Genomic DNA, 13,793 nt, shown 5'->3' with positions numbered 1-13,793 from the left:
TTATGCCGCTTGGCGGCCACGGCATTTTGCGTGGTTACAACGTTTTCCGCCTGAACAGCACGATGGTGAGTCCCAGCGGCGCGGCGATCCACAGTAGCAGGGTGGTGAGCAGGATGCCGCCGGCGATGCCGTTTTGTGCACCGAGGCCGCTCGCCACGTTACCGCTCAGGTTGTAGAGGCGGTAGGTGTCGGTGGGGTTGGCGAGCAGGAGTGCGTTCAAGATATTGGCGCTGATGTGCTGGCCTTTGTCGGCAATGAGCGCGCCGAGCAGAGCGAAGTCATAGAGGAGCACGAAGAAGAGCCACACGCCAATAGCCATGCCTGCGGCGCTGCCCCGCTGTTTGGCCAGCGCCGAGAGGACGTAACCGATGGCGAGGAAGACAGCACCAAGCAGCAGGGTGGTGACCGTCATTTTGATGAAGGGTTGCCATACCGCCCAGCTGAAGCCGGTTTTTTTGTGCAACAGGGCGACAGCCAACCCCGCGACGCTGTAACCGATGGCGATAGCGATAGCGAGGATGGCGCTTTGGCCGAGGAATTTGCCAATGACGATATGCCAGCGCGCCAGCGGGTAGGTGAGGACGAGTGCCATGGTGCCGCGCTCGATTTCGCCGATGATGGCGTCGTAGGAAAGGAGTAGGGCGATGAGCGGGATGAGGTAGATGTTCAGTGTGGCGAGGCTGACCACGGTGATGGCGAGCGGGCTGGCTTTGGTTTCGCCCGCCGGGGCGCTGCCGAGGAAGGCAAGCGTCAAGGCGAAGGCAGCGAGTAGCAGGGCGATAGCCAGCACCCAGCGGTTGCGCAGGCCGTCTTTGATTTCTTTACGGGCAAGGGTAAGTAGGGTCTTCATGGGTTTCCTTTGGGATCTTAGGGGATGAGTGCGCGCAGGATCGGGATGCGGCGGAAGATGTGGCTGATAGCGACGCAGGCGAGGAAGATGCCGACGGCGCCGCCGACGCGAAAGACGATGGATTGTTCGGGTAGGCCCAACCATTGCGGCACATACCAAACGAAATAGATATGCAGCAGGTACACGCCGAGCGCCGCCGTTTTGGCCAAGTGCAATAGACGGATAGCCACCGGATTCCTTTCTAGCCAATGGTAATGGCTGTAACGGCAATAAACGAATATGGCGGCGGAATACAGGACGCAGGGAAAATTCAGATATTCTTTGAATGTATGATCGATGCCGTCGGGCGGAGACAGATAGAGCGTGCCGAAGAAATGCAGGCACAGTCCGGCAATCCCCGATAGATAGAGGGCGATACGGATACGCCGCGATATGTCATAGTGGCCCAGATAGTAACCCAGCAAGGTGTAAAGCAAGTATCCGCCAACAAACGGTGCCTGTATCGCTTTATCGTAATCCAGCATTAACAGTTTGGCGGCTGTCGGCAACACGGCATAAGAAATGAAGGCACAGGCTATGGAATAGGCAAAGACTTTTTGCCGTTTATCTTGCGGTATCAGGCTGATAACGGGCAAGCTGAGGTAGATGGCAAAGAGCGGGATGAAAAACCAGTAAATGCCGACATAGCGGTGCGTCAATGTACTGCTGACGATATCGCGCCACCCGGTTTCAAGCGGTATGGCGTTCTTGTAGCTATACAACCATAAGCCGAACAGTGACCAGGCAATAAAGGGAATAACCGTCCTCCGGAATCGTTTTTGTAGAAACGTCTTGCTGTTGTAGCGTTGCCGGTAGTCCATCAGGGTATAGCCGCTGATCATGAAAAAAACGGGGACGGCATAGTAGAAAACGGTCTCAATGATATTTGCCGTTACCCACAATCGTCCTTGCGGGCGCTCCCAAAAGATTTTGTTGGTATGGAGGATGACGACGGCGAAGCAGGAAATGACGGTAAGGACGTCTATCCAGATCTGTTTGCCGGCTTGGGTGTTGTCAGGCGGCGTCATCGTGGTTTCCCGTGGCTTCTTCGCGGCGCAGGAAGTGGGCGTAGAGGTCATCCAGTGCAGGCGGGAGGATATCGATGTTTGTCGGTTGTCCCGCTTGCCACAGTTCGCCGAGACGCACGACTTTATCCGTTTCGCTGCTGGCGCAGACCCAGCCGTCGCCTTCTGGTTGCCATGGTGCGGGCAGCTTGACGGCATCGGCAAACCAGGCGCGCAGGCGGGTCGGCAGGCCGGCGTCGCGGCGCAGGGCGTGCAGGTCACCATCGGCGGTTTTCACGCCGCTTTTCATGATAACGATACGGTCGGCCTGGTCGGCAAGTTCGGCAAGGGCATGCGAGGAAAGGAGGATAGCGGTGCCTTGTGCGCGCAGTTCGTCGAGGATGCGGTAGAAATCGGCCCGTGAGGCGGGGTCAAGGCCGGTAGTCGGTTCGTCCAGCAGCAGGATTTTCGGCTGGCCAAGCAGGGCTTGCGCGAGGGCGAGGCGCTGCCGCATCCCCTTGGAATAGGTACCGACGCGTTTTTTCGCCGCCTCGATAATGCCGACGCGGGTGAGCAGTTCGCGGTTGCGCTCGCGGCTGACGTGTTTGAGGTCGGCAAAGAAATCGAGTGTTTCAAAGCCCGTCATGTTTGGATAAAGAGCGACGGTTTCCGGCAGATAGCCGATAAGCTGCCGCGCGGCGAGGCTGGTCGCGCTGTGGCCGTTGATGCTGATGCTGCCGCTTGTCGGCGTGAGCAGGCCGAGCAGCATTTTCATCAGGGTAGATTTGCCGGCCCCGTTATGTCCGGCAAGGGCGATCATTTCGCCGGCGTTGATGTGGATGTCCACCTTGTTTACGGCGGTGAAGTTGCCGAAGGTTTTGCTGAGTTGGCTGGCAGTGAGGAGTGCGCTCATGCGGGTTCCTTGTGGGCTGGTGTGATTGTTGGGTGGCGGTCTGTCTGATGCTGCTTTGCTAGAGACAGGATGGTGTTATACGCGACTGCGGAGGATTCAAGGCAGCTTTAGTGACAGGTAAAGAAATTCCCCCTGCCGGGCAGCAGGGGGAAGCAGGACGGATGCCGCTTAACCGCGCAGGGCAGCGAGGATGGCGTCCACGGTCGCTTTGGCGTCGCCGAAGCACATATAGCTGTTTTCGTTGAAGAACAGCGGGTTTTGCACGCCGGCGTAGCCGGTGTTCATCGAGCGTTTGAAGACGATAACGTTGGCCGCTTTCCACACTTCGAGCACGGGCATGCCGGCGATCGGGCTGTGCGGGTCGGTTTGCGCAGCGGGGTTGACGGTGTCGTTCGCGCCGATGACGAGGACGACGTCGGTATCCGGGAAGTCATCATTGATTTCGTCCATTTCCAGCACGATGTCATACGGCACTTTCGCTTCTGCGAGCAGCACGTTCATGTGCCCCGGTAGGCGGCCCGCGACGGGGTGGATGCCGAAGCGCACGTTCACACCCTGTTTGCGCAGCAGCTCGGTGATTTCGGCCACCGGATATTGTGCTTGCGCGACGGCCATGCCGTAGCCGGGGGTGATGATAACGCTGTGCGCGTTTTTCAGCATATCGGCGACATCCGTCGGCTGCAGTTCGCGGTATTCTCCGATTTCACCGCCGTCTGCCGCAGCCGAGCCGTCGGTACCGAATCCGCCCGCGATAACAGAGATGAAGGAGCGGTTCATCGCCCTGCACATGATGTAGGAGAGGATGGCACCGCTAGAGCCGACCAGTGCGCCGGTGACGATGAGCAGGTCGTTTGAGAGCATGAAGCCCGCCGCTGCTGCCGCCCAGCCGGAATAGGAGTTCAGCATGGAAACGACCACCGGCATATCCGCACCGCCGATGGAGGCAACGAGGTGCCAGCCGAAGGCAAAGGCGATGAGGGTCATGGCGGCGAGGGCGAAGATCATGATTCCCTGGCTGCTGACCGGGCGCACCAGCGCGGCGACAGGCTGGCCGTCCACCATGCGGTAGAGGGTTTCGGCCGCAGGCGCGTGGCTGCTGCTCAGGAAGATGAAAAGCAGGATGAGCGAGGCAACAAGCGCGACTAGATTGAGTTTGTGCTTGTGCGGCAGTTGCAGCGGTTTGCTGCTGATTTTGCCGTTCAGCTTGCCGAAGGCGACGAGCGAACCGGTGAAGGTGACGGCGCCGATGAAGATACCGACGAAAACCTCGATGAGGTGGATGGTGTGCATATCCGGTGCGACTTCGCCCGGGGCGGCGAAGCTGCTGATGCCAACCAGCACGGCGGCGAGGCCGACGAAGCTGTGCAGCAATGCGATGAGTTCCGGCATTTGCGTCATTTCGACTTTGCGCGCTTTCTGGATGCCGATAGCGGCACCGATAAGCATGGCGACGATGATGTAGCTGAAGCCTTTGGTGCCGTCGGCATAGATAGTGGCGATGAGCGCGATGGCCATGCCGATGATGCCGAAGACGTTGCCGTTTTTCGCGCTTTCCTGACGGGAGAGGCCGGCGAGCGAGAAGATGAAGAAGATGGCGGCGACGATGTAGGCCGCTGTGACGAGTCCGTGGGACATACTAATTAACCCCCTTAGCCTTTACGGAACATGTTGAGCATACGGCGGGTGACGTAGAAGCCGCCGAAGATGTTGATGCTGGCAATCAGCACCGCGATGAACGCGAGTGTTGAGACGAAGCCGTTGCCCTGGCCGATTTGCAGCAGCGCGCCGACGACGATGATGCCGGAGATGGCGTTGGTGACTGACATCAGCGGGGTGTGCAGCGAGTGGCTGACGTTCCAGACGACGTAGTAACCGATGACGCAGGCGAGGACGAAGACAATGAAGTGGTTGAGGAAGGCGGCGGGCGCGACGGCACCGACCCAGAGGATCAGCGCGGCACCGATGACGGCGGGCGCAAGTTTCTTCCAGAACGGCGTCGGCTTCGCTTCTTCCTGCACCGGAGCGGCAGATTTCGCCTGCTGCGGCGCGGCGGAAACCTGAATCGGCGGTGGCGGGAAGGTGATGCTGCCGTCTTTGCAGACGGTCATGTTGCGGATGATGACGTCATCGAAGTCGAGGGTGATTTCGCCGTCTTTATTCGGTGAGAGCAATTTGGCGAGGTTGACGAGGTTGGTGGCGTAAAGCTGTGAAGACTGGCCGGCGAGACGGTTTGCCATATCGGTGAAGCCGATGACTTTCACGCCGTTATCAGTGATGAACAGCTCGCCCGGCTTGGTGACCTCACAGTTACCGCCGGTTGCGGCCGCCAAATCGACGATGACCGAACCTGGCTTCATGCTGGCGACCATCTCTTTCGTAATCAGTTTCGGCGCGGGCTTGCCCGGAATGGCGGCGGTGGTGATGATGATATCCACTTCCTTCGCCTGCTCGGCAAAGAGCTTCATCTCGGCGGCGATGAACTCGTCGCTCATCACCTTGGCGTAGCCGTCGCCGCTGCCGCCGGATTCCTGCGGGAAATCGAGTTTCAGGAACTTGCCGCCCATGGATTCAATCTGCTCGGCGACTTCCAGACGCGTATCAAACGCCTTGACAATCGCCCCCAGCGAATTGGCCGTGCCAATCGCGGCGAGACCGGCGACACCTGCGCCGATAATCAGCACCTGTGCGGGCGGAACCTTACCGGCGGCGGTAATCTGCCCGGTGAAGAAACGGCCAAACGCATTCGCCGCCTCAATTACGGCGCGATAACCGCTGATATTGGCCATTGAAGACAGCGCGTCCAGCGCCTGCGCGCGGGAAATACGCGGCACCATATCCATGGCCAGCACATTGACCTTCTTGTCAGCCAGCTTCTGCACCAAATCCGGATTTTGCGCCGGCCAAAGGAAACTCACCAGCGTCTGCCCGGCGGACAAGCGGGAAACCTCCGCATCCGAGGGCGCGTTGACCTTATAAATCAGCGGGCACTGCCATACCTCGGCGGTATCAGCCAGCGACGCCCCGGCAGCGGCATACGCCTCATCGGCCAAAGATGCCCCGGCGCCCGCGCCACGCTCGACCACCACGGCAAAACCCAGTTTCTGCAACTGCGTAACCGTCGCGGGCGTACAAGCGACGCGGGTTTCACCGGCGAGAGATTCCTTCGGAATACCAATATTCATCAACTCATCCTCACTAAAACAAAAAACAAAGAACCGGCTTGGAGCCGGGCGAATATCATACCAACAATACCGCAGAAGCGGGCGGCAGCGCGTACAATGCCGCGCAGCCAAAAACGCACAGGAACGCCCATGCAACACCCCGACAACCTCATCTGGATCGACCTCGAAATGACCGGGCTCGACAGCCGGCACGACCACATCCTCGAAATCGCTACCCTCATCACCGACGCCGAACTGAACACCCTCGCCGAAGGCCCTGTCATCGCCATCCACCAGCCGGACAGCATCCTCGACCACCTTGACGACTGGAACCGCACACACCACGGCGCCAGCGGCCTGCTTGACCGCTGCCGCGCGAGCACCATCGACACCGCCGCCGCCGAAGCACAAACACTCGCCTTCATCCGGGAATACGTCCCGCCGCAGACATCACCGCTGTGCGGCAACAGCATCTGCCAGGACCGCCGCTTCATGGCGCGCCTCATGCCGACCCTCGAACACTACTTCCATTACCGCAACCTCGACGTCTCCACCCTGAAAGAACTCGTGCGCCGCTGGTATCCCGCGCACACCTACCCGAAAAAAGGCAGCCACGAAGCCCTTGCCGACATCCGCGAATCCATCGCCGAACTGCGCCACTACCGCGCCCACATCTTCAAACCGCGCGACGATAAACAAAACCAAACCAAAAACGGAAAACAATAAGAAAAACCCGCCAAAAAGCAGCGGCATAATAGCCGCCCACCCTAAAACACAGGAAACACATGACAACCTACACCTTTGCTGACCTGCCCTACGCCTACGACGCACTCGAACCCGTCATTGACGCGGTCACCATGCAAATCCATCATGACCGCCACCACAAAGCCTACTACGACAACTTCCTCACCGCCGTCAAGGACAACCCGCTGAACGGCCAGCCGCTGGAAACTCTCTTCACTACCATCAGCAAAGAAAGCGCGGCACTGCGCAACAACGCCGGCGGCTACTACAACCACAACCACTACTGGAACGTCATGCGCCCGCACGGTAGCAACGCGCCGAGCGGTGCCCTGCTGGATGCCATCAACAGCACCTTCGGCAGCGTGGACGCCTGCAAAGCCGCCTTCAAAGACGCCGGCATCAAACAATTCGGCTCCGGCTGGGCTTGGCTGATCGTCGGTAAAGACGGCAAACTCGCCATCACCAGCACCCCGAACCAGGACAACCCGCTGATGGACACCGCCGCCGTCCAGGGCACGCCCATCCTCGGCTGCGACGTGTGGGAACACGCCTACTACCTCCACTACCAGAACAAACGTCCCGACTACCTCGATGCCTGGTGGCAAATCGTGAACTGGGACTACGTCGCCGAACTCTACGCGAAAGCGACCGCCTGAGCACAGCGCCCACAACAAAGCCGGACTAAGTCCGGCTTTGTTCATATCGTGAGGCGCCAAGCGGGATAAATACTGGGTTTGCGCGCCGACATAAAAACCTGCCTGTTGAAACCAGAACAGCCCGCCATTGCGCATCCGTCGTTTTTTCCACTGCTCCTGGAAAGAAACCCTTGATACCATGACGTCGTTTGGCGAATTGCCAGACGGGAGATAAAGCCAGTCACCCGTTTGCGGCAAGCATGGCTCGCGGGCGGGAACCGGCAAACAAAGATGCCAAATGAATAAAGGGGGAATACATGAAAGACCAAAATCCAAACCATTTGGGAATACATTATTCCCATCCATGGCAGTATTTTCTGTTGGTATATATCTTAAGTGCTCCGTTTTGGTTACTGTCTTTATTCATTCAGCATAGCGCTTTGCCCGATAACCTTCCGCTTACGGATATTGGCGCGGCACTTACCCCTACAATTGCCGCCGCATTGCTGCGTTATCGAGAAGGGGGAATGACAGCAGTGCGTCAATTATTCTTGCGGATATTGGATTATCGGCGGATAAAACGAGTGGCTTACTTATGGACTGCAATACTCTTATTTCCCACGCTCTATTTATTCACTTATCTGGCAATACGTCAAACAGGGCAAAGTATACCGGCACATATTCCATTACAGATCTCACTATTGGGTGCCTTTATCATGTTTTTTATTGCTGCCATCGCCGAAGAATTGGGTTACGCCGCCTACGCGACAGAAAGTTTACAACGATATTTTACGCCAATTGCTACAGCGCTAATCATTGGAGTGCCTTGGGCATTGTGGCATTTGCCGTCAATGATAGCGATAGGACAGAATGCCGAACTCATTGCCTGGGGACTGGCTGGGACAATAGCAGTACGCATAATATATATCTGGTTATACAACGGGAGCGGTGGTTCAGTATTTGTACTGATTATGTGTCATACCGTTGCCAATACCGCACGAACAGGATTTCCAGGTGGGCGTTCCGCTTACGAAAATAACAATGGGGCAATTCCTTACGGCATTATTATTATTACCGCAATACTGATAATAGCTTTTTGGCATAAAGCCATGTGTCGGGCACACAAGACCCATTAAAAAACCAAGCTATTAAAGTCTGGGACATCCTCCGCCACTAACGCCTTTTTCCCAGCTGGCGGGCGCAGCCATATAATCTGCCACTACATCAACCATAAAAGGAAACCATGACAGCCTTTACCTGCCCCCACTGCGGCCAGCGAGGCATCACCGTTTGGCGCAAACTCGTCCTCGGCTGGGGTCGTGCCGTGCCCTGCCAATACTGTGGCCTGAAAATCACAGTCTCGCCACTGCCCGCTGTAGCGGCGATGCTGCCTGTGGCACTGATTGTGCTCGCCATCGGTACGGGTTGGTTGCGTGAGCCGGCAGCGCTAATCCTCCTTGGCCTGCTCGCCTGGATCAGCTACGCCCTGCTGCATCTCTACGTCGTGCCGCTCTCGCGGGCAGGAATTACCTGGAAAGCAACCGTCGAACAAGCGCATGAAAAACACCGCCGAGCTGCCGCCAAGCGGGACAACCACGCGGATTAACCCAAGCAAGGAACCCCATGCACCCCAACTACACCCCACTTGACACCAATCCCGGCCTCAGCGCCCAGTTCAGCGTCAACTACGACGACGGCAGCGTGGACGCCTGTAAAGCCGCCGACATCAAACAATTCGGCTCCGGCTGGGCCTGGCTGATCGTCGGTAAAGACAGCAAACTCGCCATCACCAGCACCCCGAACCAGGAAACCCGCTGATGGGCACTGCCGCCGTCCAGGGCACGCCCATCCTCGGCTGCGACATGTGGGAACACGCCTACTACCTCCACTACCAGAACAAACGCCCCGACTACCTCGATGCCTGGTGGCAAATCGTGAACTGGGACTACGTCGCCGAACTCTACGCGAAAGCGACCGCCTGAGCACAGCGCCCAACAACAAAGCCGGTTGCCCCAAACACCGCCAAGCGGGACAAATACTGGATTCCCGAAAGACAAACAAGCAGGAAAGACACAGGGCGCCGACGCGTCCTATAATCACCCCAACGCAAAACAAGAACGCCCATGCAAACCAAAAGACACTATCGCTGGCAATTCCGGCAAAAATACCTCTTCAGCTACCTGAGCATGATGCTCGTCTTTATCATATTTGGCGTAACAGGAGGTTATCGTTACATGGTCTATGTCATCCATAACCAATACTCATGGGGCAATTTATTGTTTGGGATTCTCTTCATTACGCTGATGCTTGCTATTGCTTACGGTGCCTATCACATTGGATTGCGAAGCTGGATAGCATCCTTTCGGCAGCCAGAATTTATAGAAGTCAATCACCATGGCATTATCTATTGCCGCGCTACGCAGCAAGAAAAAATAGCATGGGATGAAATATTAAAAATAACGCTTACCCGTAAGTATCTCTCGCATAGAGGGACAATAGGAAAAGATATTGGCACCATGCGGATCATCAAGAAAAACAGCAAAATTATTGACATTAACATTGCTGAAATGAATGGTGATCATATTGATGTCAACCTGATCCTTATCATTCCTGCCTTTATTATATTCATAATGTTTGTCAGTAAAATCTATGCGGTTATAGCCTTCATCACCATAAACCTTATCCTCTCAGTACCTGTGGGCAGAAAATCAGCCAAAGAAATACAACAAGCCCTGCGCCATTACGGCAAAGAAGCCTTGCTGGTGAGCAACGGCCTGCTTTGAAACACGGAGAACCCCATGCACCCCAACTACACCCCACTTGACACCAACCCCGGCCTCAGCGCCCAGTTCAGCGTCAACTACGACGACGGCAGCGCCGATAACTGGGACCTGCCCGCCCTGCTCGCCGACGTACTCGATGCTGAAGGCTACCCCACCACGCGCCACGGCGACTGGCTCCATCACGCGGCCAGCGGTTACGCGCTGCTGGTGCAAATCGCCGCGCTGGACCTCGGCGAGCACGTGCGAAGCACCACCACCATCCAAATCCACCACCCGGACCTCTTCCCGCAGGGCATTTTCGAATACCAGCACAGCTTTGGCGAAAGCCCGGAAGAGGCCATCCGCTACGGCTTCGAACTGTGGCTATCCAGCGATTGGCAACTGTTGCACGCCGTCGCCACTCACGATGACAAAGACCACACCGGCATGACCATGACCTTCTCCGACGGCGGCTCGCGCCGCGTCCACTTCGGCGCGCCGCAATACTGGCAGGAAAACCCAGCGCCCGTCCCGACAGACAGTGAAGACGACGACGCCCATCACCCCTTCTGCCCCTGCTGCCTCTTCACCAACAGCATGGACGCCTACCAACCGCTCCTGGAAGCGCAGGACAACTACGCCCTGCGCCTCTTCGCCGCGCGCAACGATGACGGCAGCACCGATGCCGATTGCCGCGTCAACGGTGAAGACTACGCGCCGGGCATAGACGCCCTACGAGCCTACGCCGCAACCTGGCCGGGTACAGGCAGTGAATTCCGCAAACAATACGTCCTCATCACGAACGGCTGACGGACCCAGTATTTACGCCGCTTGGCGAGCACAGTAATTACGCCGCTTGATGGGCCCAGCATTTACGCCGCTTGGCGAGCCCAGTATTTACGCCGCTTGGCGGGGCCAGTATTTATCCCGCTTGGCGGGCCCAGTATTTATCCCGCTTGGCGAGCCCAGTATTTACGCCGCTTGACGGAGTCAGTATTTATGCCGCTTGGCGGGGCCAGTATTTATCCCGCTTGGCGGGCCCAGTATTTATCCCGCTTGGCGAGCCCAGTATTTACGCCGCTTGACGGAGTCAGTATTTATGCCGCTTGGCGGGGCCAGTATTGACGTCGCTTGATGGAGCCAGTATTGACGCCGCTTGGCGGGGCCAATATTGACGTCGCTTGACGGAGCCAGTATTGACGCCGCTTGGCGGGATCAGTATTTACACCGCTTAACGGGACCAGCATTGACGCCGCTTGGTGGGCCCAGTATTTACGCCGCTTGGCGGAGCCAAGTATTTACGCCGCTTGACGAGCCCAGTAATTACGCCGCTTGGTGAGGTCAGCATTTACGCCGCTTGCGCGTATTCAAACCTAAATCCCGCATAAAATGCTTTCCCGGCTTCCGGCGGGACGGGGTAGGGCAGGGGGGAAGTCGGGTGCGGTGTTGGCTCACCCCGGCCTCGTTGTACTATCTGTACCATCTTCGGCTCGCCGTCTTGTTCCATCCCTATTTGTAACGACGTTATTCATCCCATGCCCCATATCGACACGCTGCCCGCCGGTGCCCTCGACATCATCGGTGACATCCACGGCGAATACACTGCCCTGCAACAACTGCTCGGCCACCTCGGCTACCGCCCGGACGGCAGTCATCCACAGGGGCGGCGCCTCGTCTTCGTCGGCGACCTCGTTGATCGCGGCAACGACGTTCCCGCCGTGCTGGACTGGTTCATGCGGGCTCACGCCGCCGGATATGCGCAAATGGTGCTCGGCAATCATGAAATCAACCTGCTGCTGGGTGATGCCAAGCCGGGCTCCGGCTGGTATTTCGTGCAGCGTGCCGACAAGGATGCCGCAGATTTCGCCCCGTGGCAGCATTACCCCGCCACCGGCAAAGCGGCGCTGCACCACTTTCTCGCTGCACAACCGCTCGTGCTGGAGCGGGACGACCTGCGCATCGTTCACGCCGCCTGGCTGCCTGCCGCCATCGCCCGTCTGCGCGCTGCGCCGGACGACGATCTCGTCGCCAACCACCGTCGCTGGGAAAACGCGCTTGCCGAAGAAGCGGGGCAACAGCCGTGGTATCCCGCCTGGCAGGCGGAGGAGGCGTGCGACGGCGACCTGCACGATCCCGGCCATCTGCCCGCCTACCGCCCCGCGACCGCCGCGCGTGATAGCTACTACAGCCGCGGCAATCCTGTCCGCGCCCTGACTTGCGGCAGCGAAAGCCCTGCCGCCGTGCCGCATTACGCCGGCGGGCGCTGGCGCTTCGTCGTCCGCACGCCGTGGTGGCAGGATTATCACGACGCGCCCGCCGTTGTCATCGGCCACTACTGGCGCCGCTGGCGTGGCGAACATCCGCTCTTTCCCTGCCCGCCGCAGCACTGGTTCGGCGCCCGGCACAACGTCTTCTGCTGCGATTACGCCGTCGGCGCGCGTTGGTGTGACCGCAAGGCGGGCATCGCACCGCAACATTCCGCTTACCGTCTCGCCGCTTTGCGCTGGCCGGAAAAAACGCTTGTCTTTGATGACGGCGAGACCGTCGCCACCCTTTGAACCTCCATGCACACCCTTGACATCCCCTACCACGGTCACACCTACCGCATCCACCTGCGCCCGCCGCGCCGCAACAACCGCCGCCTGCGCCTCAGCGTGGATGGCAGCGGCACCCTCTACCTCTCGCATCCGCCGCGCAGCCGCTGTGCCGACATCGAACATTTCATCCACAGCAACCTTGACTGGATCGCCGCTCACGCCCATCCGCAAGAAATGCGGCCACCCGCACCCTATGCCGATGGCAGCCCGCAGCAACTACTTGGCGATACTTACCGCCTCGCCCTGCGCGCGGACGCCACCGCCCGCATCCGGCTTGCCGGCGACATTCTCACTACCACCCCTGCGGATGATGCCACCCTTGCCGCCCGCTTCCGCGCCTTCCACCGCGCGCAAAGCCTGGCGCACATCCCCGCCCTCGTCGCCGCTGCCCTGCCACATTGCCCGTGGGTCGCCGTGATGCCGCCGCTGCGCTACCGCCATATGCGCCGTAGCTGGGGCAATTGCAGCAGAGGCGGCATCATCACTTTCAATACCGCGCTGATTCAGTACCCACCGGCGCAAATCCGCCACGTCATCATCCACGAACTCTGCCACCTGCAAGAGCATAACCACAGCGCCGCCTTTTATGCCCTGATGGATACCGCCCAACCCGACTGGCGCACGCACAAGGCGGCGCTCATCGCCTATCAGCGTGAGTATCGGCTTTGATCAGGTGGGGGGGGGTAATCTGGGTGGTTTGTGAAGGAAATGGTCGGGAAACAAGAGCGGGCGAAAGTAGAATGGAGCTTGACCCAGCAAGCAGGCGCAGTCAGTGTGCTTCGTCACATCTCGGTAAAACCGGTGTCTATCCCGCTTGACGCATAGGCAAACGGAAATCTCGCACGAAAATCTCCTCAACCCGTGGGACTGGAATGGCTCACGGAGCGAGAAAGGGGGTGGGTATGCAGAAGGCAGTTTCGTCATACACGTAATGACAGTCGCAGAAAAATCCACAATGTCCCCGCCCAGCGGCTATGCTCGCCTTGTTCAACCAGAGGAGCCCGTCATGACCACCATCATCACCGCTGCCGGTGGCAATGCTACCGCCATCGATACGCTTGCCGCCCCGCTGACGCGAGCCGCTTATG

At 58.4% G+C, this 13,793-nt stretch carries 13 protein-coding genes and 1 pseudogene; 9 read left to right on the top strand and 5 right to left on the bottom strand.

Annotated elements, in window-relative coordinates; genetic code table 11:
* Positions 1-34: 34 nt before the first annotated feature.
* The 5 genes from DY250_RS08975 to DY250_RS08955 all read right to left on the bottom strand — a co-directional run bounded on the left by DY250_RS08975 (position 35) and on the right by DY250_RS08955 (position 5,988).
* Positions 35-850: an ABC transporter permease subunit gene (locus DY250_RS08975; protein WP_115612003.1), complete on the bottom strand. Its 816-nt coding sequence runs from the start codon at positions 848-850 to the stop codon at positions 35-37.
* A 17-nt stretch (positions 851-867) separates the two neighbouring features.
* A complete protein-coding gene (locus DY250_RS08970; RefSeq protein ID WP_115612002.1) occupies positions 868-1,917 on the bottom strand; it encodes an acyltransferase in 1,050 nt (349 codons plus the stop codon).
* Positions 1,904-2,806 carry an ABC transporter ATP-binding protein gene (locus tag DY250_RS08965; protein WP_115612001.1) on the bottom strand — a complete coding sequence of 301 codons (903 nt, stop codon included), beginning with the start codon at positions 2,804-2,806 and terminating at the stop codon, positions 1,904-1,906. Before DY250_RS08965 ends, DY250_RS08970 begins: the two co-directional genes overlap by 14 nt.
* A gap of 168 nt (positions 2,807-2,974) precedes the next feature.
* Complete coding sequence (locus DY250_RS08960) at positions 2,975-4,441, bottom strand: NAD(P)(+) transhydrogenase (Re/Si-specific) subunit beta (RefSeq protein WP_115612000.1); 1,467 nt, start codon at positions 4,439-4,441, stop codon at positions 2,975-2,977.
* A gap of 14 nt (positions 4,442-4,455) precedes the next feature.
* The gene (locus tag DY250_RS08955) at positions 4,456-5,988 is read right to left on the bottom strand and encodes a Re/Si-specific NAD(P)(+) transhydrogenase subunit alpha (RefSeq protein WP_115611999.1); all 1,533 of its coding nucleotides are present in this window, start codon (positions 5,986-5,988) and stop codon (positions 4,456-4,458) included.
* 129 nt (positions 5,989-6,117) lie between these two features.
* On the opposite strand from DY250_RS08955, the gene orn reads away from it, so the two are divergent.
* The 9 genes and pseudogenes from orn (at position 6,118) to DY250_RS08900 (ending at position 13,374) form a co-directional block, all read left to right on the top strand.
* Positions 6,118-6,693, top strand: a complete 576-nt coding sequence (gene orn, locus DY250_RS08950; protein ID WP_115611998.1) for an oligoribonuclease — start codon at positions 6,118-6,120, stop codon at positions 6,691-6,693.
* Between the two features lie 59 nt (positions 6,694-6,752).
* Positions 6,753-7,367 carry a superoxide dismutase gene (locus DY250_RS08945; protein ID WP_115611997.1) on the top strand — a complete coding sequence of 205 codons (615 nt, stop codon included), beginning with the start codon at positions 6,753-6,755 and terminating at the stop codon, positions 7,365-7,367.
* 296 nt (positions 7,368-7,663) lie between these two features.
* Positions 7,664-8,482 (top strand): CPBP family intramembrane glutamic endopeptidase, encoded by an 819-nt coding sequence (locus tag DY250_RS08940; protein WP_115611996.1) that lies wholly within the window; start codon positions 7,664-7,666, stop codon positions 8,480-8,482.
* Between the two features lie 107 nt (positions 8,483-8,589).
* Positions 8,590-8,952 carry a hypothetical protein gene (locus tag DY250_RS08935; RefSeq protein ID WP_115611995.1) on the top strand — a complete coding sequence of 121 codons (363 nt, stop codon included), beginning with the start codon at positions 8,590-8,592 and terminating at the stop codon, positions 8,950-8,952.
* Between the two features lie 80 nt (positions 8,953-9,032).
* A pseudogene (locus DY250_RS08930) lies at positions 9,033-9,328 on the top strand (superoxide dismutase); the annotation flags it as partial.
* Between the two features lie 141 nt (positions 9,329-9,469).
* Positions 9,470-10,129, top strand: coding sequence for a hypothetical protein (locus tag DY250_RS08925; protein ID WP_115611994.1), 660 nt, complete (start codon positions 9,470-9,472; stop codon positions 10,127-10,129).
* A 15-nt stretch (positions 10,130-10,144) separates the two neighbouring features.
* Complete coding sequence (locus tag DY250_RS08920; protein WP_115611993.1) at positions 10,145-10,918, top strand: DUF6348 family protein; 774 nt, start codon at positions 10,145-10,147, stop codon at positions 10,916-10,918.
* 725 nt (positions 10,919-11,643) lie between these two features.
* Positions 11,644-12,666 (top strand): metallophosphoesterase, encoded by a 1,023-nt coding sequence (locus tag DY250_RS08905; RefSeq protein WP_115611990.1) that lies wholly within the window; start codon positions 11,644-11,646, stop codon positions 12,664-12,666.
* A gap of 6 nt (positions 12,667-12,672) precedes the next feature.
* Entirely contained in the window at positions 12,673-13,374 is a 702-nt protein-coding gene (locus DY250_RS08900; protein WP_115611989.1) for a M48 family metallopeptidase, read from the top strand.
* Positions 13,375-13,793: the final 419 nt, after the last annotated feature.

The organism is Cardiobacterium valvarum (assembly GCF_900460955.1).
Classification (GTDB): Bacteria; Pseudomonadota; Gammaproteobacteria; order Cardiobacteriales; family Cardiobacteriaceae; genus Cardiobacterium; species Cardiobacterium valvarum.
The sequence above is the reverse complement of the archived record's forward strand: the minus strand, read 5'-3'. Positions and strand labels throughout refer to the sequence as shown.